Origin of the sequence: Paenirhodobacter sp. CAU 1674 (assembly GCF_029222945.1) — a bacterium.
Taxonomy (GTDB): Bacteria; Pseudomonadota; Alphaproteobacteria; order Rhodobacterales; family Rhodobacteraceae; genus Rhodobacter.
Genome location: NZ_JARHUH010000011.1, coordinates 29,220 through 52,276, shown reverse-complemented (window position 1 = coordinate 52,276; position 23,057 = coordinate 29,220). Strand labels below are relative to the sequence as shown.

General features: G+C 67.7%; 19 protein-coding genes. 7 read left to right on the top strand and 12 right to left on the bottom strand.

What is annotated here, in order from left to right:
* Positions 1–17: 17 nt before the first annotated feature.
* From P2G62_RS15245 to P2G62_RS15220, 6 genes are all read left to right on the top strand, one after another.
* Positions 18–1,169, top strand: a complete 1,152-nt coding sequence (locus tag P2G62_RS15245; protein ID WP_275735778.1) for an acyl-CoA dehydrogenase family protein — start codon at positions 18–20, stop codon at positions 1,167–1,169.
* A 39-nt stretch (positions 1,170–1,208) separates the two neighbouring features.
* The gene (locus P2G62_RS15240) at positions 1,209–1,970 is read left to right on the top strand and encodes an SDR family NAD(P)-dependent oxidoreductase (protein ID WP_275735777.1); all 762 of its coding nucleotides are present in this window, start codon (positions 1,209–1,211) and stop codon (positions 1,968–1,970) included.
* 10 nt (positions 1,971–1,980) lie between these two features.
* On the top strand, positions 1,981–3,186 hold the full coding sequence (locus tag P2G62_RS15235) for an acetyl-CoA C-acetyltransferase (RefSeq protein WP_275735776.1): 1,206 nt from the start codon (positions 1,981–1,983) through the stop codon (positions 3,184–3,186).
* Between the two features lie 10 nt (positions 3,187–3,196).
* A complete protein-coding gene (locus P2G62_RS15230) occupies positions 3,197–4,459 on the top strand; it encodes an enoyl-CoA hydratase-related protein (RefSeq protein WP_275735775.1) in 1,263 nt (420 codons plus the stop codon).
* A gap of 230 nt (positions 4,460–4,689) precedes the next feature.
* Positions 4,690–7,413: a DUF2339 domain-containing protein gene (locus tag P2G62_RS15225; RefSeq protein ID WP_275735774.1), complete on the top strand. Its 2,724-nt coding sequence runs from the start codon at positions 4,690–4,692 to the stop codon at positions 7,411–7,413.
* Between the two features lie 147 nt (positions 7,414–7,560).
* On the top strand, positions 7,561–8,910 hold the full coding sequence (locus tag P2G62_RS15220) for an esterase-like activity of phytase family protein (RefSeq protein ID WP_275735773.1): 1,350 nt from the start codon (positions 7,561–7,563) through the stop codon (positions 8,908–8,910).
* Positions 8,911–8,982: 72 nt separating this feature from the next.
* Here the strand turns inward: P2G62_RS15220 and P2G62_RS15215 are convergent, their stop codons facing one another.
* The 7 genes from P2G62_RS15215 to P2G62_RS15185 all read right to left on the bottom strand — a co-directional run bounded on the left by P2G62_RS15215 (position 8,983) and on the right by P2G62_RS15185 (position 16,227).
* Entirely contained in the window at positions 8,983–10,281 is a 1,299-nt protein-coding gene (locus tag P2G62_RS15215) for an amidase (protein WP_275735772.1), read from the bottom strand.
* Complete coding sequence (locus tag P2G62_RS15210) at positions 10,278–11,381, bottom strand: M20 family metallopeptidase (protein ID WP_275735770.1); 1,104 nt, start codon at positions 11,379–11,381, stop codon at positions 10,278–10,280. The genes P2G62_RS15215 and P2G62_RS15210 overlap by 4 nt, the downstream gene beginning before the upstream one ends.
* A gap of 4 nt (positions 11,382–11,385) precedes the next feature.
* Positions 11,386–12,093, bottom strand: coding sequence for an ABC transporter ATP-binding protein (locus P2G62_RS15205; protein ID WP_275735769.1), 708 nt, complete (start codon positions 12,091–12,093; stop codon positions 11,386–11,388).
* Positions 12,093–12,869: an ABC transporter ATP-binding protein gene (locus P2G62_RS15200; protein WP_275735768.1), complete on the bottom strand. Its 777-nt coding sequence runs from the start codon at positions 12,867–12,869 to the stop codon at positions 12,093–12,095. Before P2G62_RS15200 ends, P2G62_RS15205 begins: the two co-directional genes overlap by 1 nt.
* Entirely contained in the window at positions 12,866–14,047 is a 1,182-nt protein-coding gene (locus P2G62_RS15195) for a branched-chain amino acid ABC transporter permease (protein ID WP_275735767.1), read from the bottom strand. Before P2G62_RS15195 ends, P2G62_RS15200 begins: the two co-directional genes overlap by 4 nt.
* 4 nt (positions 14,048–14,051) lie before the next feature.
* Positions 14,052–14,972, bottom strand: a complete 921-nt coding sequence (locus P2G62_RS15190) for a branched-chain amino acid ABC transporter permease (protein ID WP_275735766.1) — start codon at positions 14,970–14,972, stop codon at positions 14,052–14,054.
* Positions 14,973–15,042: 70 nt separating this feature from the next.
* Positions 15,043–16,227, bottom strand: a complete 1,185-nt coding sequence (locus P2G62_RS15185) for a branched-chain amino acid ABC transporter substrate-binding protein (RefSeq protein WP_275735765.1) — start codon at positions 16,225–16,227, stop codon at positions 15,043–15,045.
* A 151-nt stretch (positions 16,228–16,378) separates the two neighbouring features.
* Here P2G62_RS15185 and P2G62_RS15180 point away from each other — a divergent pair, with 151 nt between their 5' ends.
* The gene (locus tag P2G62_RS15180; RefSeq protein ID WP_275735764.1) at positions 16,379–17,023 is read left to right on the top strand and encodes a cupin domain-containing protein; all 645 of its coding nucleotides are present in this window, start codon (positions 16,379–16,381) and stop codon (positions 17,021–17,023) included.
* Between the two features lie 43 nt (positions 17,024–17,066).
* Here the strand turns inward: P2G62_RS15180 and P2G62_RS15175 are convergent, their stop codons facing one another.
* From P2G62_RS15175 to P2G62_RS15155, 5 genes are all read right to left on the bottom strand, one after another.
* The gene (locus tag P2G62_RS15175; protein ID WP_275735763.1) at positions 17,067–17,792 is read right to left on the bottom strand and encodes a DUF1028 domain-containing protein; all 726 of its coding nucleotides are present in this window, start codon (positions 17,790–17,792) and stop codon (positions 17,067–17,069) included.
* 12 nt (positions 17,793–17,804) lie between these two features.
* Positions 17,805–19,595: a gamma-glutamyltransferase family protein gene (locus P2G62_RS15170; protein ID WP_275735762.1), complete on the bottom strand. Its 1,791-nt coding sequence runs from the start codon at positions 19,593–19,595 to the stop codon at positions 17,805–17,807.
* Positions 19,596–19,661: 66 nt separating this feature from the next.
* Positions 19,662–20,531 carry an ABC transporter permease gene (locus tag P2G62_RS15165; protein WP_275735761.1) on the bottom strand — a complete coding sequence of 290 codons (870 nt, stop codon included), beginning with the start codon at positions 20,529–20,531 and terminating at the stop codon, positions 19,662–19,664.
* Positions 20,528–21,475, bottom strand: coding sequence for an ABC transporter permease (locus P2G62_RS15160; RefSeq protein ID WP_275735760.1), 948 nt, complete (start codon positions 21,473–21,475; stop codon positions 20,528–20,530). Before P2G62_RS15160 ends, P2G62_RS15165 begins: the two co-directional genes overlap by 4 nt.
* Positions 21,476–21,537: 62 nt before the next feature.
* The gene (locus P2G62_RS15155) at positions 21,538–23,046 is read right to left on the bottom strand and encodes an ABC transporter substrate-binding protein (protein WP_275735758.1); all 1,509 of its coding nucleotides are present in this window, start codon (positions 23,044–23,046) and stop codon (positions 21,538–21,540) included.
* Positions 23,047–23,057: the final 11 nt, after the last annotated feature.

Below are 23,057 nucleotides of genomic sequence, written 5' to 3'. Positions count from 1 at the left end.
CACGAAAGGACAAACCGATGGATCTGCGACCCCGCCGCCCTTGGGAAACCGAGGAAGCGGCCCTGTTTCGCGCGGCCCTGCGCCGCTTTCTGACCGACGAGGCCCTGCCCCGCGAAGAGCGCTGGCGTGCGCAGAACTTCGTGGACCGCGAGTTCTGGCAGATGGCCGGAGAGATCGGCGCCCTCCTGCCCTCGATCCCCGAGGATTTCGGCGGTTCGGGCGGCGATTTCGCTTTCGAGGCGGTGATCGCCGAAGAACTGGGCTATTGCGGGCTGACCTCGTTCCAGCAGCTCATTCACGGCACCATCGTCGCCCATTACCTGCTGGCCTATGCCACCGCAGAGCAAAAGGCCCGCTGGCTGCCACAGATGGCAAGCGGCGCGATGATCGGCGCGATCGCGATGACCGAACCGGGCGCGGGCAGCGATCTGAAGGCACTGCGCACCACCGCCCGGCGCGATGGTGACAGCTATGTCATCAACGGATCGAAGATCTTCATCACCAACGGGATCATGGCCGATCTGGTGATCGTTGCCTGCTCGACCGATCCCGCGCGCGGCGCCAAGGGAATTTCGCTTCTGGTGCTGGAAACCGCCAATGCCACGGGGTTTGCGCGCGGGCGCAACCTGCACAAGATCGGGATGAAGGGATCGGACACGGCCGAGTTGTTCTTCGAGAATGTCCGGGTTCCGGCCGAAAACCTGCTGGGCGGCATCGAAGGTCAGGGCTTCATCCAGATGATGACCCAACTGCCGCAGGAACGGCTGGGCGTTGCGGTCGGCGCGCAGGCGATGAGCGAACACGGGATCGAGCTGACGCTAGACCACGCCCGCGACCGGGCGGCGTTCGGCGGGCGGCTGCTGGATCTGCAGGTGCCCCGTCACATGCTGGCCGATTGCCTGCGCGAGGTGCGCGTCAGCCGCACCTTCGTCGATGACTGCATCGCGCGCCATATCGCCGGAACGCTTGGCCCCGCCGATGCCTCGATGGCCAAGCTGCACACCACCGAAATGCAAAGCCGGGTGCTGGATGCCTGCCTGCAGCTGCACGGCGGCTATGGCTTCATGGAGGAATACCGGATCGCCCGGATGTTCGCCGACAGCCGGGTGCAGCGGATCTATGCCGGCGCCAACGAAATCATGAAAGAGATCATCGCGCGGGAGTTCTGACCCGCCGATGCACGGACCACAGCGAAAGAAAGACCTGCCATGAAACTGAACGGAACCTCCGCAATCGTCACCGGCGCGGGCTCGGGCCTGGGCGCGGCAACGGCCCGGGCGCTGGCCGCGGGCGGCGCGCGTGTCGCCCTGTTCGACCTGAGCGAAGAGGCCGCCGCCCGTGTCGCGGCCGAGATCGGCGGGCTCGCGATCCCGGTCGATGTATCCGATGCCGCCAGCGGCGAGGCCGCCTTCGCCCGCGCGGCCGCCGCGCACGGCCCGGCCCGCATCCTGGTGAACTGCGCGGGCGTCGCGCCCGTTTGCAAGGTGCTGGGCAAGCAGGGGCTGATGTCGCTTGATGCCTATCGCGCCGGGATCGAGGTCAACCTGATCGGCACCTTCAACATGCTGCGTCTGTTTGCGCAGGATGCGCAGGCCCTTGATCCGCTGGAGGGCGGCGAGCGCGGCGTGATCGTCAACACCGCCTCGATCGCGGCCTATGAGGGCCAGATCGGCCAGACCGCCTATGCCTCGTCCAAGGCCGGGGTCGTCGGGCTGACCCTGCCGGCCGCGCGCGAATTCGCGCCGCTTGGCATCCGGGTCTGCACCATCGCGCCGGGGATTTTCGAAACCGCGATGCTGCGTTCGCTGCCGCAGGCCGCCCAAGACAGTCTGGGGGCCTCGGTGCCCTATCCCTCGCGGTTGGGCAATGCTGCCGAATATGCCGATCTGGTGCTGCATATCGTGGCCAACCAGATGCTGAACGGCGAGACGATCCGCATCGACGGCGCGCTGCGCCTGCCCCCGAAGTGAGGCGCATACGATGACCGACGCATTCATCTTTGACCACCTGCGCACCCCGCGCGGACGCGGCCGGGCCGATGGCGCGCTGCACAGCGTGACGCCCGTGCGGCTGGCCACCGGCCTTCTGCAGGCGCTGGAGGCGCGCGCCATTCCCGACACCGGCCGCGTGGACGACGTGATCCTGGGCATCGTGGGCCCGGTGGGCGAACAGGGCCAGTGCCTGCCCCGGATCGCCGCCATCGCCGCGGGCTGGGACGAAACCGTGGCCGGGGTTCAGGTGAACCGGTTCTGCGCCTCGGGGCTGGAGGCGGTGAACATGGCCGCCGCCAAGATCATGGCCGGACAGGCCGACATGATCGTGGCGGGCGGCGTGGAAAGCATGTCGCGGGTGCCGATCCTGTCGGATGGCGGCGCCTGGGGGGCCGATCCGGCGGTGGCCCTGCCCACACATTTCGTGCCGCAGGGGGTCTCGGCCGATCTGATCGCCACGCTTTGGGGCTATGACCGCGGGGCGCTGGACGGCTATGCCGCCGAAAGCCACCGCCGCGCGGCCGCGGCCTGGGCGGCAGGCCATTTCGCGGGCTCTGTGGTGCCGGTCCATGGGCGCGATGGCCAGATCCTGCTGGCGCAGGACGAAACCATCCGCCCCGGCACCAGTGTCGAGAGCCTGGCGAGCCTGAAACCCTCGTTCGCCGGAATGGGGGCTGCGGGCTTCGACCGCGTCGCCCTGAACCGGTATCCGCAACTCGACGAGATCGTGCATGCCCATCACCCCGGCAATTCCTCGGGGATCGTGGACGGCGCGGCGGCGGTTCTGCTGGGCACGGCGGCGGCGGGGGCTGCGGCAGGCCTGCGCCCGCGCGCGCGCATTCGTGCATGGGCCGAAATCGGTTCGGAACCCACGATCATGCTGACCGCCCCCGCAGAGGCGGCGCAAAAGGCCCTGAGGCGCGCGGGCATGACCGCCGCAGATATCGACCTGTTCGAGGTGAACGAGGCTTTCGCCGCAATCGCCCTGCGCTTCATCGAGGCGCTGGAACTCGACCCCGGCAAGGTCAACGTCAACGGTGGCGCCATTGCCATGGGCCATCCGCTGGGCGCCACCGGCGCGATCATCCTGGGCACCGCACTGGACGAGCTGGAACGCCGCGGCCAGACGACCGCGCTCGTCACGCTGTGCGTCGGCGCGGGCATGGGCGTGGCCACCATCATCGAGCGGATCTGAGGAGGTCGCCATGCTGAACACAGAAATTTCCTGCGGCATCGCCACCGTGACGATCGACCAGCCCGGGCGGAGCATGAATGTCATCTCGACCGACCTGGCTGCCGCGCTTGCCGCCGAATTCGACCGTCTGGCCCCCGATCCGCAGATCCGTGGGGTCATCCTGACATCGGGCAAGCCCAACTTCGTCGTGGGCGCCGATCTGGCCGAGGTCGCACAGGTGCTCGACGCCGGGCTGAGCGCGCCCGAGGCGGCGGCCCGTTTCGCCAGTCTCGGCGCCCTGATCCGCCGGATCGAAACCTGCGGCAAGCCGGTCTGCGCGGCCCTGCCCGGCACGGCACTGGGCGGCGGGCTGGAACTGGCGCTTGGCTGTCACACCCGGATCGCCGCGGCGACACCCGACGCGCGCTTCGGCCTACCCGAGGTCGGTCTGGGTCTGCTGCCCGGCGCGGGCGGCACCCAGCGTCTGCCCCGGCTGATCGGGATCGCGCGCGCCCTGCCCCTGCTGACCGGCGGCACACCGATTGACGCGTCCCAGGCGCTGGAAATCGGGCTTCTGGACGCGGTGGTTCCGGCCGCCGAACTGCTGGCCGCCGCCCGCGCGGCGCTGGAGGCAGGCCGGGTTCCCGCCATCCAGCCCTGGGATCAGCGCGGCTTTCGCCCGCCGGGCCTGCCCGTCAACAGCATCGAGGCCTTCACCGCCTTCACCTTTGCCAATGCCCAGGCCGCCAGCACTGCGGGCCCGTTCCGCCCGGCTGCGGCGGCGATCCTGTCGTGCGTCTATGAAGGGCTGCGGCTGCCGATCGCGCAGGGCCTGCAGATCGAGGCCGGGTATTTCGGCACGCTTCTGACCACACCCGCCGCGCGCAACCTGCTTGCGACCCGGTTCTTCCTGCGCCAGCGGCTGAACAAGCGGGGGCTGCGTGCGGCCGACGCGGGCGATCCGGTGCAGGCGGCGCTGGCCGCGCGGATCGGCGCGGCCATCCTGGCCGAGGCACAGCGTCTGTCGCAAAACGGGGTGACGGCCCCCGTGCTGCGCAACGCCGCGCTGCGCGCCGGATTGCCCGCCCTGCAGCTGGCCGATGCAGGTGCGCCGCCCCGCTCCACCCGCCCCGTTCCGGCCGAAGATCTGGACCGGATCGCCCATGCGCTGCTGAGCGCCGGGGCGGCGGCCGTCGCGCAAGAGGAAGATCGCGATCTCGTCGATCTTGCCGCGCTCGAACTGGCCGGCTTCCCGGACTGGACCGGCGGACCCAGCCGCTGGCACGCGGCCTGAAGGCCGCGCCATCCCCTGCGCCATGCCGTTACCGGCATGGCGATTTTCGCCAGCGCCGCACGTTATCTGCATCGTCCGTTCGGGGGCCCGTCGCGCCCCGGATTGACAGCCTGCGCCTTGATATTGAGGGGCAAAAGCAACAGACTGCGCGGATTGAATGTGACGGGGTTTTCAAGTCGATGGACAGCGGTCTGATTTTACTGGGTCTTTTGGGCATCCTTTATGGATTGATGATCCTGATCGGGCTGCCCGTCCTGCTGCTTGGGCAGCGCGGCCTGAAGGACCGGATCGCCCGGCTCGAAGCCGAGATCGCCCGCATCGCGCCCGCAGCCCAGCAGCCCGACAGGCCCGCCGCGCCAGAAACCGCGACAGCGCCGGAGAAAGAGCCGGCGCTGGCCCTGCCCCGGCAAGACGCGGCAGAGCGCATGACCGAACAACCGTCGCCAGCGCCCCGCCCGGAACCCATCGCCCCGCCGTCCCGGTCCTATGTGCTGCGCGCTGAAAACGTCGCACGGCTCGGGGCCTGGCTGCGCGCGAATTGGACGCTGGCAATCGCCGCGCTGTCGCTGGTGCTGGGCGGGCTGTTCATGGTGCAATACGGTGTCGAGCGCGGGCTGCTGACGCCGCCCATGCGCGTTCTGGGCGCGCTCGCGCTCGGGGCTGCCCTTGTCGCGGGGGGCGAGTGGTTGCGGCGCCGTCACGGGGACGTGGAAACGCCCACGATCCGCCATCTGCCCTCGACCCTGGCCGGGGCCGGTGTGGTGGTTCTGTTCATCGGCCTGCTGTCGGCCAACGCCCTTTACGGGCTGATCGGAGCCGGCGCCGCGCTGAGCGGCGTGGCGCTGGTGGCGGCGGGCGCGGTGGTGCTGGGCTGGCTTTATGGGCCGGTGCTACCCGCGGTGGGGCTGCTCGGGGCCGGGGTTGCCCCGTTCCTTGTCGCCGCAAGCGATGTGGATGCGACACCGCTTTACGGGTATTTCGCGATCCTCGGGCTGGCCGGGCTTGCGATCGACAGCCTGCGCCGCTGGGCCTGGGTATCGGCGCTGGCCTTGAGTGTGGCCACGCTGGGGCTGCTGGCCGTGCATGCCGATGCAACCTTTGCGCCCGGGTTCATCGGGGCGGCATTCGTGCTGGCCGCCGGGGCACTGATCTTGCCCGAACGGCAGCTGCAACCGGTGCAAACCGGGGCGCCCCTGTGGCCGCCGCGGCGCGGCGCGCGGCCCGCGTTTCCCACGTTGCTGGGCGCAGCAGGCATCGCGATCGCCACGGGGGCCGCCACGCTTGTGGCCCTTGACCGCGCAGGCAGCCCCGCCGACGCCGGTCTGGGCCTTGCCGCCCTTGCGGGGCTGTTTGTCGCGATCGCGCTGTGGCTTCATCGGGCACCGGCGCTGGATGGCGCCATCTCTCTGCCCACGGCGGGCTTCCTGGCCGCACTGGCCGCGCAACCGATCCTGGGCACGGCGTTGTTTTCCGGGTTCGACAGCTATCGTCTTGCACCACCGGAAACCGATATGCCGACGGCGCTGTGGTGGGTGATGGCGGCCGCGGCGACGATGGCGGCCGCAGCCTTTTGGCGGCTGCACCGGACGGTGCGGACCCGCAGCGATGCGCCCCCCGAGGCCAGCCTGATCTGGGCGCTGATTTCGGCCGCGATCCTGCCCGCGACGGCACTGACGCTCGAATTCCTGTGGCAACCGCGTCTGGTGATCGGCAATGCGCCCTGGGCGATGGCCGCGATGGTCAGCGCCGCGGTTCTGGTGCTGATGGCCGAGCGGCGCGCCCGGCTGGGCGGCCCCACCCGCGCGCGCGATACCGGGCTCTTTGCCGCGGCGGCCACGCTGATGATCGCGCTGGCCTTCTTCCTGCTGCTGAGCAAGGCCGCGCTGACGCTGGGGCTGGCGCTGCTGATGGCGCTGACAAGCGCGGTGGACCGCCGCTTCGCCCTGCCCGCACTGGCCTGGATCGCGCAACTGGGAGCCGCGGTGATCGGGTATCGGCTGCTGGTGGACCCGGGCCTCGATCACAGCCTGCACGTCGCCAGCTGGGGTGAATTCCTGCTTGGCCATCTGGGCGCGCTGGCCGGGTTCGAAGCGACCCGTCGCCTCGCCCGCGCCGAGAGGGGCGCGCTGCGGGCGGTGGCTGAATCCGCGCTGCTCACCACGGCGGCCCTGATTGCAATGCTGGCCCTTGCCCGCGCGATCGGCACGCAAGACGCCTTCTCGACCCATTGGATGCAGGGGCTGAGCGCCACGATCTGGGCAGGCTCGGCCCTGGGGCAGATGTGGCGACTGGCCGCGAGCGCATCGCTGCTGCGCAGGCTGCGCGCGGTCTTTGCCGCAATCTCTGGCGGGGTCGCGCTGATCTTCGCACTGCGGCTGAGCACCACGACATCCGAAATGCTGACCTTCGAGTGGGCAGACAGGGTTCTGGGCCCGCCGATCTTCGACAGCCTGACGCTGGCCTTCCTGCCACTGGCCGCGACGCTGGGCGTCGGGTCCTGGGCCCTGGGTCAGCCGGGGCGCCCGCTGGCGCGGATGCTGCGTCCGGTTCTGGGGGCAAGTGCGGCGCTGTTTGTGCTGCTTTGGGGATTTGTCGAAATCCGCAGGCTCTGGCGCGGGCCGGAACTGTGGCAGCCCGGCCCTTCGGATGGCGAACTTTACAGCTATACGGTGGCGATGCTGGCGGTGTCGCTGGGGCTGCTGGCCGTGGCGGTCTTGCGCCGCTCGGGCTGGATGCGGCGCGCGGCGATGACCGGGGTCGCGCTGACCATCGCCAAGGTCTTCCTGATCGACATGAGCGGGCTGTCGGGGCTGACGCGGGTGGTGTCCTTCGTCGGGCTGGGGCTGGCGCTGGCCGGGCTTGCCTGGATCAACCGCAAGATCGACGGCTTCTGGGGCGCGGCGGAACGCCCGAAAGTACCGGCGCCGCCCCCCGGGACCACGCCGGACACCTGAGCCCGGGCCTGCGCGCGCGCCCATAACGCCCTCCGCACCGCCGGGCGGCGGGCGGTGTCTTTTCCGCGTCAAGAAAGCTTTACCCCATCGCCGCCTGAGCGTCATGCGATGCGGCTACCCCGTGCAGGCAAATCAAAGGAGTTTCCGATGCGTTTCAAACTCGCATTTCTGGCGGCCTGCACCGCCCTGTCCACCCCGGCCCTGGCCGAAGACGTGTTTCCCGCCACCCTGGCCGGTCACGCCTATCTGCCCGCGCTGAGCATGGTGGCCCCGCCCGCCGATGCCCCGCGCGATCTGTGGGTCTCGGGCAAGTTCACCGGCACCGCCCGCAACGATCAGCCGATGAGCGTGATGGGCAATGTCGGCAAAAGCTATGGCGGCCACGACACCGGCATCGCGCTGCCCTTCCTGGGCCAGCCGGTGCAGGGCATGTCGGGCTTCGCGATGAACCGCGCCGAGGATGGCAGCTGGTTCGTGCTGACCGACAACGGCTTCGGCTCCAAGCTCAACAGCCCCGATGCGGCGCTGTTCTTCCATCGCATGATGCCCGATTTCACCACCGGCACCGTGGCGCGCAAGGAAACCGTCTTCCTGCATGACCCCGACGGCAAGATCCCGTTCCGCATCGCCAACGAGGCGAGCGAGGCGCGTTATCTGACCGGCGCGGATTTCGACCCCGAAAGCATCCAGTATCTGAACGGCGAGATCTGGATCGGCGAGGAATTCGGCCCCTATCTGCTGCGCGTGGCGCTGGATGGGCGCGTGCTCGGGGTCTTCGAGACCAAACTTGACGGCGCGGTGATCGCGGGGCCGGATACCCCCGGCGTTCGGGTTCCGGCCGAAGCGGGCAAGGACTTCCGCGTGCAGCGTTCGGGCGGCTATGAAGGCATGGCGCTGCAACCCGACACCGGGCTGCTGTGGGCGATGCTGGAAAAACCGCTGCTGGTCGAAGGCGGCGAAACCGAAGGCGATTTCCTGCGTGTCATCACCTTCGACACCGCCGCGCAGGACTGGACCGGCCAAAGCTTCAAGTTCAAGCTGTCCGAGGGCGCCAAGGCGATCGGCGATTTCAACTTCATCGACGCGACCCGCGCGCTGGTGATCGAACGTGACAATGGCGAGGGCGACGCGGCCAAAGCCTGTGCCGAGGGCGCGAGCGACACCAGCGCCTGCTTCCCGAACCCGGCCCGCGTGAAGAACATCGTCCTGCTCGACACCGCCGATATCGACGCGGACGGCTTCATCCGCCGCATCGGCCATATCGACCTGATGAACATTCAGGACCCGGACGGCAAGGCCCTGCCCGGCCTGAAACCCGCCGAAGGGCCGTTCACCTTCCCGTTCTTCACCATCGAGGACGTGGCCCGCGTGGACGAAACGCATATCATGGTCGCCAATGACAACAACCTGCCCTTCTCGGGCGGGCGCGAGATCGGCCAGGCGGCGCAGAACGAATTTATCCTGCTGTCGGTGCCCGAACTTCTGTCGGCGAAATAACACCGGGACAGGTGGCAAGATTCAGACCGGCGGCAGGGATGTCGCCGGTCTTTTTGCGGTCGTCAGGCCGGCTCAGACACCTGCGCCGAACCGCTCCAGCAGCCAGTGCGCCACGCTCAGCACCGCGCGGTCATCGCCATGGCGGCCCACGACCTGCACCCCCATCGGGCGGCGCGCGGGGTCGCGCAGGATCGGCACCGTGCAGCAGGGAAAACCCAGCAATGACCAGATCCGGTTGAAGATCGGATCACCCGTGCCGCTGTCGAAGGGCGGCGCGGCACCGGGGGTGGCGGGCGTCAGCCAGATGTCGCCCGGGCGCGTCTCGGCCATCGCGCGCTGCCTCAGCGCAATCATCTGCGCCCGGTCGGCATGGCGTTGCGCGGACGATTGCGCGGCGCCCTGCGCGATCTGCGCCTGCAACCCCTGCGACAGCTGATCGGGCGCGATCATCGCTTCATAGGCCAGCGCCTGCGCCGCTTCGGCCGCCATGATCCGCGCATGCAGCGCGGGGATCCCGGCCATCGCATCATAAAGACCTTCGGAAAACGGCGCGTGCCGCAGCCGGGTGCGCAGCGCAAGCCGGTCGGCAAACTCGACCCAGGCGGTCTGCATCTCGGGGCTGGCCGCATCCCAGACCGGGCTGCGCAGGGTCGACAGCGCAATCGCCCCCATCCCGTCTTCGGGTTGCAACTCCAGCCCGCTCAGCGCCTCGACCGCCAGCGCTGCATCGGGCACCGTGCGGGCAAAGACGCCGACCGTGTCGAAGCTGCGCGCGAAGACGCTGATGCCGCCCGTCTCGATCAGATCGAACGAGGGCTTGAACCCCACCACCCCGCAAAACGAGGCCGGACGGATGATCGAGCCCGAGGTCTGCGTGCCAAGCGCGATCGGCACCATCCCCGCCGCCACCGCCGCCGCCGAGCCCGCAGACGAGCCCCCGGGCGTCGCGCCGGGCACCACCGGGTTGCGGGTGCGCGCGGGCTGATAACCCGCAAATTCCGTGGTCTCGGTCTTGCCCAGGATCACCGCACCCGCCTGCCGCGCCAGCGCGACTGCGCCCGCGTCGAAATCCGCCACCCGGTCGCGCCAGATCGGCGAGCCGCAGCGCCAGGGCAGGTCGCGGACCGCGAAGATATCCTTCACCCCGACCGGCACCCCGTGCAGCTTGCCCCGCACCGGCCCCTGGTCCAGCGCCCGCGCCGCCGCCAGGGCCCCGGCCGCGTCGATATGCACCCAGGCGCCCAGATCGTCCTCCAACGCCGCGCAGCGATCGAGCCGGGCGCGCAGTGCGGCCTCGGCACTCCATTCACCCTGCGCGATGGCGCGGCAGGTCTCCAACGCGCCGGGCAAATCCGCGCTTCGGTCTTTCATCGCTCACTCTCCCAACAGGCCAGCGCCCCGCGATAGATCGCGACTGCCTCGTGCAGGCGGGCAATGGACACATATTCATCGGTTTTATGGGCCATCGCGGGATCGCCCGGGCCCAGAATGACAGTCGGAACCCCATCCAGCGCTGGGGTAAAGACCGAGGCGTCGGTGAAATAGCTCATCGCCACGGGGTCGGTGGGCGCGCCGGAAATCGCGGCGCTGGCGCGGGTGATGGCGCCAAGCCAGGGCGTTGCCGGGTCGGTCCAGACCGCGGGCAGGTCGATCAGTGGCTCGACCTCGGTTCCTGCGGGCAACAGCGCCCGGATCGCCGCGATCAGATCGGTATGCGCGACCCCGGGGACAGAGCGCAGATCGAGCGTCACCTCGCACAGATCCGGCACCGAATTGGTGTTCAGCCCCCCCGCAATCGTTCCGATGTTCAGCGTGGGCGCCCCCATCACCGGATGCGCCGCCCCAAGGTCCAGCGCCTCGATCCGTGCCAGCGCGCGGGCGGCCAGACCGATCGCATTCACCCCGCGCTCGGGCATCGAACCATGCGCGGTCACGCCATGGACCCGCAGCCGCAGCCACAGCGCGCCCTTGTGCCCGGGCACGGCGCGGTTCTCGGTCGGTTCGGCCACGATCAGCGCGCCGATCGGCGGCAGCGGCCCGGCGCCAACCATGGCGCGCGCGCCGTCGCTGCCGGTCTCTTCCCCCGCGGTCAACAGCAGCGCCACGCCCCCCGGCGGCGGCGGTGCGTCCAGCGCGGCGACCATGAACGCCGCGACGCCACCCTTCATATCGGTGCTGCCCCGGCCATAAAGCCGGTCGTCCAGGACCGTCCCGGCATGGGGCGCAAAGGCCCAGGGCGCGGCCCCCAAAGGCACCGTATCCAGATGACCGGTGAAGCCGAGCGCCCGCCCCGTTCCAGTGCCGCGCGTGGCGATCAGGTTGCACCGCCCCGGCCCCTGCGGGATCATCCGGCAGTCGAAACCGCCCGCCGCCAGAAGACCCGCGCAGAACTCCATCGCCGGACGTTCCGCCCCAGGCGGGTTCACCGTGTCGAAGGCGATCAGACGTTGCGTCAGTTCGATGACATCCATGATTTCACCCGAAATAAGCTTCGCGCACGGCTTCATCCCCCGCCAGATCGGCGGCCGGGCCCTGCGCCACCAGCTTGCCCCCCGACAGGACATAACCGTAATCCGCAATCGCCAGCGTCTGACGCACGTTCTGTTCCACCAGAAACACGGTGATGCCCTGATCGCGGATGTCCTTGATGATGCGGAAGTTTTCTTTGACGTAAAGCGGCGAGAGCCCCAGCGACGGCTCGTCGATCAGCAGGATCTTCGGCCCGCCCATCAGCCCGCGCCCGATCGAGACCATCGCCTGCTCGCCGCCCGACATGGTGCCCGCCAGCTGATCGCGCCGTTCGGCCAGACGCGGGAAGGTGGCAAAGACCGTGTCCAGCCGCTGCCGGATCAGCGCCGCGTCGGTGACCTGAAACGCCCCCAGCCGCAGGTTCTCGGTCACTGTCATCTTGGGAAACATCCGCCGCCCCTCGGGGATCGCGGCGATGCCGCGCGCGATCACCTTGTGCGTGGCCAGCCCGGTGATGTCCTCGCCCTCCAGCAGGATCTGCCCGCTGTGCGGCGGGGTCAGCCCCAGGATGGCGCGGATCAGCGTCGATTTCCCCGCCCCGTTCGAGCCGAGCAGGCAGGTGATCTGCCCCGGCGCCACGTTCAGCGATACGTCATGCAACACATCGGCCTTGTCATAGGCCGCCCGCAGCCCGCGAATTTCGATCCCAGCCATCAGTCCGCTCCCAGATAGGCGTTTTGCACCTCGGCATCGGCCGCCACTTCGGCATAGGTGCCCTCGGCGATCTTGCGCCCGTAGCTCAGCACGATGCAGCGGTCGGTGATCCTCTCGATCACGCCCATTTCATGTTCCACGATGATGATCGACAGGCCTTCGCCACGCGCGCGCACCGCCAGAATGTCGTCCATCAACTGATGCGTTTCATCATGCGTCATCCCGGCCGAGGGCTCGTCCAGCAGCAACAGCCGCGGGCCGGAAATCAGCGCGCGGCAAATCTCGATCCGGCGTCGCTCGATCATCGGCAGGGCGCCGACCGGCTGATCCATCCGGTCCGCCAGATGCCCCGAGAAACCGCCCACCAGATCGCGCGCCAGCCGATACGAGGTGTCGATCTGCCCCTGCAACCGCTTGCGCGAAATCAGGTTCGACCACAGGCTGCCGGTCAGTCGCGCGGTGTCGCCAATCATGATGTTGTCATAGATCGACAGCGGCAGGCACAGGCGCGAGCGTTGGAAGGTGCGCACGATCCCCGCCTCATAGACCGCGCGCGCGGCGGCATTGGTGATGTCGCGCCCCTCGAACAGCACCTGCCCGGCGGTGGCCGGATAGATCCCGGTCAGCACGTTGAAGCTGGTCGTCTTGCCCGAGCCGTTCGGCCCGATCAGGCCCAGGATTTCCCCCTGCCCCAAGCGCATCGAAAAATCATCGAGCGCCGTTACCCCGCCGAAACGTTTGACGATATTGCGGAATTCAAGAAGTGTCTGGGTCATTTCCCCGCCCTCCGGCTGGCAAAGAAGGTCCGCAGCGGGCGCGGCAGGATGCCATCGGGGCGGAACAGCAGCACCAGCATCACCAAGATCGAGAACAGCAGGAACCGGTATTCCTGCAGCAGTTGCAGCTTTTCGGGCAGCAGCACCACGATCGCCGCCGCCACCGCGCTGCCCCACAGGCTGCCAAGTCCGCCCAGAAGCACGATCGACACCAGCAACAGGCTGTCCGAAAAGGTGAAGGACGCCGGCGCGATGAAGGAAATCATCATCCCGTACAGCGCGCCGCTGACGCCAAGGATCGCGTTCCCCAGCAAAAAGGCCGTCAGCTTGATGCGCGCAATCGGCACACCGAAACAGGCCGCAGCGGTTTCATCCAGCCGCACCGCATCCATATGCAGGCCGATCCAGCTACGCTCCAACCGCCGCACCAGAACGAAGACAAGTCCGGCCAGCGCCGCCGCCAGCAGCGCATAATTGACATAGAAGGACATCTCGTAACCGCCGATCACCGGCGCGCTGTTGAAATCCCAGCCAAACAGCCGCATCGGCGCCACCATCAACCCCTGCGGACCGCCGAGGATCTCGTTCACTTCCAGAAAGGTGCGGAACAGCACGCCGAAAGCGATGGTCACGACCGCCGCATAATGGCCCGTGGTGCGCAGGATCGGCAGCAACAGGGGCAGGCTCAACACCAGCGCAACCGCGCCACCGATGGCAAGCGTCAGCAGGGGCGGCACAGCGGTGACAGTGCCCAGCACGGCGGCGGTATAGGCCCCCGCCCCGAAGAACGCAGCCCCCGCGAAATTCGCCATGCCAGCAAAGCCGAACTGGATGTTCAGCCCCATCGCAGCAGTGAAATACAACAGCGTCGTCGCCACCATCAACAGCGCGAAATGCGCATCCGACAAGGCGAAGATCAGCACGATCAGCGTGGCAAAGGCCAGCCGGTTCAGCCGCGGCTCGGATGCGGTCCAGTCCTGATGCAGGCGCCGCGCGAAGCCGCTCTTCAGCGCGGCCAGAACCGCGGCCACGGCCAGCACCAGCAGCCCGGTCACCTGCCAGGTTTCTTCGGCCACCAGCAGCGCCCAGGCATAGACCCCGGCGGTCACGATCACGGCGGCCCCGGCGGCCCAGGGGCGCGCGGCGGCGGCGGTGGAAGAGATCGGAAAATCGGTCATGTGATTACACCCTGTCACTGGAGCGTTCGGGGATCAGCCCGGTCGGTTTCCACGCCATCAGCGCGATGACGACGGCAAAGGCGAACACGTCCTTGTAGGCCGAGGCGAAAGGCAGCAGCGCCGCCCCGATCACCTGCAGGCCCGCGAACAGGAACCCGCCCAGAATCGCGCCATACAGGTTGCCAAGCCCCCCGATGATCGCCGCGGAAAAGCCGATCAGCCCCAGGATCAGCCCCATGCCGAAGTTGATCTCGTTGTAGTAAAGCCCGTTCATGATCCCTGCGAAGGCCGCCACGCCCGAGCCGATGGCGAAGGTGGCCAGAACCACCAGCGTATAATTGATGCCCATGATCCGGGCGGTTTCCTCGTCCTGCGCCACGGCGCGGATCGCCAGACCCAGCCGGGTGCGGTTGATGACCAGGCTCAGCACACCGATCAGCCCCAGCCCCGCCAGCACCAGGATCACGCTGTCGGCGCGCAACGAGAAGCTGCCCAGCTCGACCGCGGCATCGGGCAGAAGCGCGGGAAACGCCTTGGGGTTGGAGCCATTGGGATAGAACAGACGGACCGCCTCGCGGATCGCGGTGCCCAGCATCAGCGTGATCAGCAGCGTGTTGAGCTGCGGCGCCTTCTTCAGCGGCAGCACCAGCCATTTCGCAATCGCCGCCCCGATCAGGGCGGTGCCGCCCAGACTGCAGATCAGCACGCCCAGCAATTGCACCCAGGGGTTGGTCACGCCGATCGCCGCCAGCCCCATCCAGGCGGTGAAGCCGATGAAGGTGCCCAGCATCAGCACGTCGCCATGGCTGAACTTGATGACATCCAGCACGCCGAAGAACAGGGTGAAGCCCACCGCCACCAGTGCATACATCGTGCCCAGCAGAATGCCGTTGGCCAGGTATTGCGCGATCAGTCCGAAATCCATCGTGTCGTCTTTCCTTGAAAAGGGGCGATGCGGCGCGGCCTTCCGGCCTGCCGCATCGCGGGTCGGTGGATCATTTGGGCGCGGGCAGCGAGCGCGTGCCCTTGGCATAGTCGCTGTCTTCCCAGACGACCCATTTGCCGTCCTGCGCGACATAGCCGGTAATCAGCGCCACGGTGTTCTGGCCGTGATCGTCGAAGGTGATCAGGCCGGTGATCGACTCGTGATCCTTGACGGTGCCCATATATTCGACAATCGCCTTGCGATCGGGGCCGACCGCTTCGACCGCGTCGATCAGCAGGTTCATCGCGGCAAAGGCGAAGGGGCCATAGGCCTCGGGCGGGGTGCTGAACCCGGCCTTCTCGTATTCGGTCAGGAAGAACGCACCGCCGGGCAGTTTTTCCGCAGGCGCCCCTTCCAGGAAGGTCAGCGTGCCTTCGGCCAGATCGCCGCCCAGCCCCTCGAAATAGGCATCCGACTTGATCCCCGACACGCCCTGGAACACTGCGGTGATCCCGAGCTTGGCCATCTGCTGGCGCACCCGCACGCCGCCCGGCGTCAGGCCCGCGTAGACCACCACATCGGGGTTCAGCGCCTTCACCTGCGTCAGTTCGGCGGTGAAGTCCTGCTGATCGGCGCTGACACCGAAGGCGCCCACAACCGTCGCCCCATCTTCCGCCAGGAACTTCGACAGATAGCTGTTGTGGCCCTTGCCGTAATCGGTGGTGTCATGGATGATCGCGAAGGTCTTGTAGCCAAGCCCGGTCATGAATTTCGCGGCGGTTTCGTTCTGGTTGATCATCGTGCCGTTCACGCGCGTGATCTCGGGGTAGTCATTGCCATAGGTGATGTCGGGCAGCACCGCGCCCCAGACCGTCATCGGCAGGCCGAAGCGGTGATAGACATCGACCGTCCCCATCGCCACCGCCGAACAGTAATGTGCCACGGCCCCCGCCAGCTTGCGGTTGGTGGCCAGTTTGGTCGCGACCTGCACGCCGACATTGGGCTTGCATTCGTCATCCAGCGCTTCCAATTCGTAGCTGTATTTCGCGGCCGGGTCGGCGTTGCGCAGCCGGATCGCCAGCTCGGCAGAGTTGCGCCCGCCCAGACCGACCGACGACACGCCCCCGGTCAGCGGGCCGATGAAGCCTAGTGCGACGGTCTCTTTCGCCGTGGCCGCGGTGCCGCATGCAAGGCCCGCACAGGCGCCAGCCGCCAGCACGATGCGGTGAAACTTGGTTCCGATATTGAATTTCATTCCACTTTCCTCGAAATTACCTGCGGGCGATTTGACCCGGACACAAAAATTGATGCAGCAACTTGAATGCCATTCAACTTTTTTGGGGTGAAACTCAACAAAAGTGAATACCATTCCCGACATGCTGCATTTGCAGGCAGGAATTGAGGGAATGAGCGGGGAAATCGGGCAGGACCGGGCCACAGACGATGATGCACAGGGCGACTCGGGCCCCGGCATGTCGGGCACCAGCACGATGTCGGATCTGGGCCGGCGGCTGCGCGAGACACGCAAGGCCAAGAAGAAAACGCTGCGGATGCTGGCCGAAGAGGTCGGCTGTTCCCCCTCTATGCTGTCGAAGATCGAAAACGATCAGGCCGCGCCCTCGCTGCGCACCTTGCACCGGATTCTGGCGGCGCTGGACACCTCGATCGTGCATCTGTTCGCGGGCGAGGCCAGCCATGACGACATCAGCCTGATGCGCGCCGACGCGCGGCCCTCGGTCCGGGTCAGCCATGCGGCGGAGGCCCCGGCGATCTTGCTGGAACGGCTGACGCCCACCTTCCCCGAACTGATGCTGGACGCCAATATCCACACGCTGGAACCCGGCGCCGACAGCGGCGGCGACATCCAGCACGCGGGTCAGGAAGTGGGCTATGTGCTGCAAGGTCGCGCCGAGCTGATCGTCGACGGCAAAAGCCACTTCCTGGGGCCGGGCGACAGTTTCTTCTTCGCCTCGAACCTGCCGCATCGCTACCGCAACATCGACCCCGGGGTGACGCGCATCCTGTGGGTGGCCACGCCCGCCACCTTCTGATGCGGCGGGGCAAGGCGGGTCGTCCCTGCCCTGCCCGCGCCTGTCATTTCTGCACCAAGGCCTTGCGCCGCGCCTCTTCGGCGGCGATGGCGCGGTCGATCTCGGTGCGGTCGGTGACGCCCGAGAAATTCGCCCGCGTCGGCATCGCATCCGCCACGATCAGATAGCGTTCATGCGCAACGTCATACAGCCGGCGCAGTTCGGCCAGCGGGTCGGGGTGATCGTCGGCGCGAATGTCGATCCAGGGGTAATCTTCGCTGCGATGAATCCGCAGCGCCGCCGATTGCTTGCCGCGCTTGTCGCCACCCGCGGCCTCGCCCGCCTCCATCGCGCCGAGCAGCCGTTCGGCGAAGGGCAGATCGGGATGATCCAGATAGCACGCCAGCGTGTCCGCGATGACCTGTCCGTTGGCCAGCATATTGCCCGCGACCGAGACCCCCTCGGCCTGAACCTGCCCGCACCAGTCGATGCAGGCCGCCCCGGTATGCGCCCCGATCCGGCCCCGCGCGTCGATCATATGGATCTGGCGCTGGCTTTGCCCGCGGTCGCGGGCGGTCAGATCGGCGATCACCGCTTCCGGCGCCTCGCCTGCGGCCAGCCGGTCCGCTGCCTCCATCCCCCAGAGCGGGCTGATGAAGGCCTGCGTAGCGACCGCGCATTGCCCGCCCCGGATATGCGGCAGCAGCGATCCCACCGCGAAGAACCGCGTGGCGACGGCGATGCCGAAATTGCCGGTCTGCGGGTCGCGCGCAACAATGGACCAGGTCATCTGAGCGCCTCCTTATCGGCCGATGGCATAGGCTTGCATCAGGCGCGGCGTCGCCGCCGCCCGCAGCAGCCCGGACGGATCGCGCTGCGCCGCGGTCAGGCGACCCACGGTCCAGGGCTCGGCCACCTCGATGCGGTGACCGCGCGCGCGCAGATCGGCAATCACCGCCTCGCCGAAGTTCGGCTCCAGCATCAGGTGCCCCGGCCGGGTACCGCGCGGATAGAACGAGGCCTGGTTATGCGCGGTGTGGAACAGCGGCGCGTCGATGGCCGCCTGCAGGTTCGCGGTCTGATGCACCAGCCGCAGGAAGAAGATCAGCTGCCACTGGTCCTGCTGATCGCCGCCGGGCGTGCCGAAGGCCAGCGCCGCGCCATCGCGGCGCAGCCCGATCGAGGGCGTCAGCGTCGTGCGCGGCCGCCGCCCCGGCGCCAATGAGGTCGGCAGCCCTTCGTCCAGCCAGAACATCTGCGCCCGGCTGTTGAGCGGCATCCCCAGCCCCGGCACCACCGGCGAGGATTGCAGCCACCCGCCCGAGGGCGTGGCCGACACCATGTTGCCCCAGCGGTCGATGACATCCAGATGCACGGTATCGCCGCGCTTTTCGGTCAGATGCGCCATCGTGGGCTCGCCCGCCCCGGCGCCCGCCTCTTGCGCGGTCTGCGTGCCCGCCCGGGCAATCGCGGCATCGGCCCAGGCCTCGTATCCCGGAACCCGGCCGGGGCGCTGTTCCAGCGAGGCGGTTGGCCCGATCAGCGCGCGGCGCGCCTGCGCATAGTCGCGCGACAGCAGCACATCCATCGGGATTTCCGTGAAATCCGGGTCGCCGTAATAGGCCTCGCGGTCGGCCATCACCAGTTTCAGGGTCTCGGTGACGGTATGCACGAACTCGGCGCCGTTCGGGTCCATCGCCTCGATCCCGGTGCCCTCCAGAATCCGCAGCGCCTGCAGCAGCATCGGCCCCTGCCCCCAGGGTCCGGTCTTGTACACCGTCCAGTCGCCATAATCGACGGAAAGCGGGCGTTCATAGGTGGCGCTCCACTCCGCCATGTCCTGCCCGCTCAGCACGCCCTTGCGGCGCCCGCCTGCGGCATCCATCACGCAGGCATCCTTCATCCAGGCGTCGATCGCCTCGGCCACGAAGCCCTGCGAGAAGGCCGCGCGTGCCTTGTCGATCTGCGCCTCGCGGCCGGTGACGGTTTCCCCCTCGGCCACCAGACGGCGCCAGGTCGCGGCCAGATCGGGGTTGGCAAACAGCGCGCCCGCCTGCGGCACCGCATTGCCCGGCAGCCAGGTCGCGGCCGAGGTCGGCCATTCCTCGCGGAAGAAATCGGCCAGCCCGGCGATGGTGGCCGAGACACGCGGCAGCATCGGGTGACCGGCCTCGGCATAATGGATCGCGGGTTCCAGCACCTGACGCAGGCTCATGCTGCCATGATCGCGCAACAGCAGCATCCAGCCATCAAACGCCCCCGGCGTGACCGTCGCCAGCAGGCCCGAGCCCGGGATCATGTCCAGCCCCTCGGCGCGGTAATGCGCGATGGTGGCGCGCGCCGGGGCCACGCCCTGCCCGCAGATCACCGTGGGCTCGTCCGCGCCCGCAGGCCGGAAGATCACCGGCAGATCGCCCAGCGGGCCGTTCAGATGCGGTTCGACCACATTCAGAACAAGCCCCATGGCCACCGCCGCATCAAAGGCGTTGCCGCCCTGTTCCAGCAGGCTCATGCCCACTGCCGAGGCGATCCAGTGGGTCGAGGTGGCAACCCCGAATGTCCCGGCGATTTCGGGGCGTGTGGTGAACGTCATGATGGTCCTTCCGTCTGTCTGTCCGGCCCGGTTGGGCACGGAATGTCGGTAAATCTGTCAAATCCGTCAGCTGTCGCGCGGGTCCAGCGCATCGCGCAGCCCGTCGCCCAGCAGGTTGAAGCCCAGCACCACAAGGAAGATCGCGATGCCCGGCCACAGCGCCATCCAGGGCGCCTGTTCGAGGAAATTCTTGGCGACGTTCAGCATCGAGCCCCAGGAGGGTGCCGGCGGTTGCTGGCCCAGGCCCAGGAACGACAGCGACGCCTCGGCGATGATCGCGGTGGCCACCGTCAGCGTCGCCTGCACCAGCAGCGGCGGAAAGATGTTGGGCAGGATGTAGCGCCAGATGATCGCCATATGGCCAAGACCCACGGCGCGCGCGCTTTCGACGTAATCCTCGGTCATCACGCTCATCGTCTGGCCCCGCGCCAGCCGCACGAAGACCGGCATCGCCGACAGGCCGATCGCGATCATCGCATTGCTGAGCGAAGGCCCCAGAAACGCCGCCAGCGCAATCGCCAGGATCAGGAAGGGCGCTGCCAGCAGCGCCTCGGTCCCGCGGCTGATGACGGCATCAGTCCAGCCCCGCGCATAGCCCGCGGCCACGCCCAGTGGAATCCCGATGGCGAGCGCAATCGCCACCGACACCACCCCCGCCAGCAACGAGGCCTGCGCGCCCCAGACCATCCGCGCCAGCACGTCGCGGCCAATCTCGTCCGTGCCCAGCAGATGCGCGCCTGAGGGCGCCTTGCGCACCGCCATCCAGTCGGTCTCCATCGGGCCGGGCAGCGGCAGCACCGGCGCCAGCACGGCGATCAGGGTGAAGAACCCCACCAGAACCGCCCCCAGCAGCGCCGAAGGGTTGGCGCGCAGCTTGCGCCAGACCCGGCTGCGGGGCTTGCGCGGCGGATGGGTCGTGTCGGTCAGTGCGGTCATTGCTCGTCTCTCATGCGCGGGTTGAGAATGCGATAGATGGCATCGGCCAGGATGTTCATCGCGATGAAGGCCACGGCGGTGCACAGAACGATGCCCTGCACCACGGCGTAGTCGCGGTTGAACACCGCATCGACGACCAGCTTGCCAAAGCCCGGGATGGTGAAGATCTGTTCGGTCAGCACGGCACCGGCCAGCAATTCGCCAAACAGCAGCGTGGTCACCGTGACAATCGGCACCAGCGCGTTGCGCAGCGCATGCTTGATGACCACGACACGCTCGCTCAGGCCCTTGGCGCGCGCGGTGCGCACATAATCCGAGCGCAGCACCCCCAGCATGGCCGACCGGGTATGGCGCATCAGCGTGGCGGCCAGTCCCGTGCCCAGCACGAAGGCGGGCATGATCATCGTTCGGATCGACTGCAGCGGGTCTTCGGACAGCGGGACATAGCCCGAGGCAGGCAGCAGCCCCCATTTCACCGAGACCAGCAGGATCAGCATGATGCCAAGCCAGAAATTCGGAATCGACAACCCCGACAGCGCCACCAGATTGGCGCCCCAGTCGATCAGGCTGCCCTTGCGATAGGCCGAAATCACCCCGGTCGGTACCCCGATCACCAGCGCGATGATCAGCGCCATCACCGCCAACTGGATCGTCACCGGCAGCTTTTCCCCGATCAGCGTCAGCACCGGCTGCTGGGTGCGCAACGAGACCCCCAGATCGCCCTGCACCGCCCCGCCGATCCACGACAGATACTGCCGGTGAAGCGGGTCGTTCAGGTGGTATTTTTCGCGCAGGAACTCCAGCACGGCGGGGTCGCGCTCTTCGCCCGCCATCGCCAGAACCGGGTCGCCCGGCAGCAACTTCTGCAAGGCAAAGACGAAGACCGAAATCAGCAGGATCGTCGGAATGGCGATCAGCAGGCGGCGGATGAGAAAACCGATCATGGGGAAGCTTTCGGCAGGGTCAGGCAGGCCCGGCGCAGCACTGCGCCGGACCCGGTTTCAGATCATTCGGCCGCGCTGACGCCCTGCAGGCGGATCATCCCGTCGGGATAGGGCACGAAGCCGCTGAGCTTGTCGTTCAGCGCCCAGATCCAGGTCTGGTGATACAGGTAGATCAGCGGCAGCTCCTCCATCAGCACATCCTGCGCGGCATCATAGGCGGCCTTGCGCGCGGCGGTGTCGGTGGTGGTGCGGGCGGTTTCCAGCGCGGCATCGACAGCCGGATCGCAGAACTTGGCGTCGTTGATCCCGCCCTTGCAGGTCACGAACTGGTGCAGGTTGCCGTCCGGGTCGACCCGACCCGACCAGCCGACCTGGCTGGCGACATAGTCCCCCGCGGTCTGATCCTTGAGCAGCGTGGCAAATTCCTTGGCCGTCAGGGTGATGTTGATGCCCGCCTCGGCGGCCATCGCCTGCACCACCTGCATCATCTGCATCTGCACCGGATTGTTGGCGACCTGGAACTCGATGTCGACGCTGTCCAGACCCGCCTCTTTCAGCTTGGCCTTGGCGGCTTCGACATCGCGCGGCTGAACCGGGTATTTCGCGTCATACCAGGGCGAGTTCGGCGGGAACGGCTGATTGCCCGGCGCGAAGGCGCCTTCGAACACCACCTGGTTGATCACGTCGCGGTCGATCGCCAGCGACAGCGCCTGACGCACCAGCTTGTTCTCGCCCAGCGGGTTTTTCGCGCGCTCGCCATTGGCCAGGTTGATGGTGATGCCCTGATAGCCCAGCGACACCGCCTGTTCGACCTTGAGCCCCGCGTCCGCCTTGGCCGAGGCCAGATCGGTCGCGGCCAGCCGTTCGAGCATATCCAGATCGCCCGCCCGCAGGTTGGCCAGACGCACGGTGGTATCCGGGATCGGCAGGAAGGTCACGGTATCGAAATGATAGGCGTCGGCGTTCCAGTATTCGGCGAATTTCTCCAGCACGATGCGGTCCTGCTGCACCCGTTCCTTGAACTTGAACGGGCCCGAGCAGACCGGGTTCAGCCCGAAGTCCACGCCCGCCTCGGCCGCGGCCTTGGGGGCAACCATCATCCCCGCACGGTCGGCCAGCTGCGCCAGCAACGTGGCGTCGGGTGCGGTCAGGTTGAACTTGATGGTGTAGTCGTCGACGATCTCGGTCGAGGCGATAGAGGTCAGCTCGGACTTGCGGCGGCTTTCGGGCATCGTCTGGCTGCGTTCGATATTGGCGGCGACGGCGGCGGCATTGAAGGGTTCGCCATCGTGGAAGGTGGCGCCCTGGCGCAGCGTCATCGTCAGCGCCATGCCATCCGCCGACCATTCCCAGCCGGTCGCGAGTTGCGGGATGATTTCCAGCTCGGGGGTGATGTCGACCAGCTTGTCGCACATCGAGGCATAGACGATGCGCCCGACGAAAGTGCGCGACTGGTCGGGGTCCAGAACATCGGGGTCTTCTTGCAGACCGATGCGCAGGTCTGCCGCGAAGGTGCCCGTCGCGGCCAGGCTCATGGCCAGCGCAAGGGCTGCAGTTCGAATTCGTGCCATTGGGGTATCGC

Bases quoted from the DNA above. Each gene is read 5' to 3' on its own strand.
- P2G62_RS15230 (WP_275735775.1), top strand. From the start codon at position 3,197: ATGCTGAACACAGAAATTTCCTGCGGCATCGCCACCGTGACGATCGAC.
- P2G62_RS15170 (WP_275735762.1), bottom strand. From the start codon at position 19,595: ATGACGTTCACCACACGCCCCGAAATCGCCGGGACATTCGGGGTTGCC.
- P2G62_RS15205 (WP_275735769.1), bottom strand. From the start codon at position 12,093: ATGGCTGGGATCGAAATTCGCGGGCTGCGGGCGGCCTATGACAAGGCC.
- P2G62_RS15185 (WP_275735765.1), bottom strand. From the start codon at position 16,227: ATGAAATTCAATATCGGAACCAAGTTTCACCGCATCGTGCTGGCGGCT.
- P2G62_RS15195 (WP_275735767.1), bottom strand. From the start codon at position 14,047: ATGACCGATTTTCCGATCTCTTCCACCGCCGCCGCCGCGCGCCCCTGG.
- P2G62_RS15240 (WP_275735777.1), top strand. From the start codon at position 1,209: ATGAAACTGAACGGAACCTCCGCAATCGTCACCGGCGCGGGCTCGGGC.
- P2G62_RS15210 (WP_275735770.1), bottom strand. From the start codon at position 11,381: ATGGATGTCATCGAACTGACGCAACGTCTGATCGCCTTCGACACGGTG.
- P2G62_RS15160 (WP_275735760.1), bottom strand. From the start codon at position 21,475: ATGATCGGTTTTCTCATCCGCCGCCTGCTGATCGCCATTCCGACGATC.
- P2G62_RS15215 (WP_275735772.1), bottom strand. From the start codon at position 10,281: ATGAAAGACCGAAGCGCGGATTTGCCCGGCGCGTTGGAGACCTGCCGC.
- P2G62_RS15225 (WP_275735774.1), top strand. From the start codon at position 4,690: ATGATCCTGATCGGGCTGCCCGTCCTGCTGCTTGGGCAGCGCGGCCTG.
- P2G62_RS15200 (WP_275735768.1), bottom strand. From the start codon at position 12,869: ATGACCCAGACACTTCTTGAATTCCGCAATATCGTCAAACGTTTCGGC.
- P2G62_RS15180 (WP_275735764.1), top strand. From the start codon at position 16,379: ATGAGCGGGGAAATCGGGCAGGACCGGGCCACAGACGATGATGCACAG.
- P2G62_RS15155 (WP_275735758.1), bottom strand. From the start codon at position 23,046: ATGGCACGAATTCGAACTGCAGCCCTTGCGCTGGCCATGAGCCTGGCC.
- P2G62_RS15235 (WP_275735776.1), top strand. From the start codon at position 1,981: ATGACCGACGCATTCATCTTTGACCACCTGCGCACCCCGCGCGGACGC.
- P2G62_RS15220 (WP_275735773.1), top strand. From the start codon at position 7,561: ATGCGTTTCAAACTCGCATTTCTGGCGGCCTGCACCGCCCTGTCCACC.
- P2G62_RS15175 (WP_275735763.1), bottom strand. From the start codon at position 17,792: ATGACCTGGTCCATTGTTGCGCGCGACCCGCAGACCGGCAATTTCGGC.
- P2G62_RS15190 (WP_275735766.1), bottom strand. From the start codon at position 14,972: ATGGATTTCGGACTGATCGCGCAATACCTGGCCAACGGCATTCTGCTG.
- P2G62_RS15165 (WP_275735761.1), bottom strand. From the start codon at position 20,531: ATGACCGCACTGACCGACACGACCCATCCGCCGCGCAAGCCCCGCAGC.
- P2G62_RS15245 (WP_275735778.1), top strand. From the start codon at position 18: ATGGATCTGCGACCCCGCCGCCCTTGGGAAACCGAGGAAGCGGCCCTG.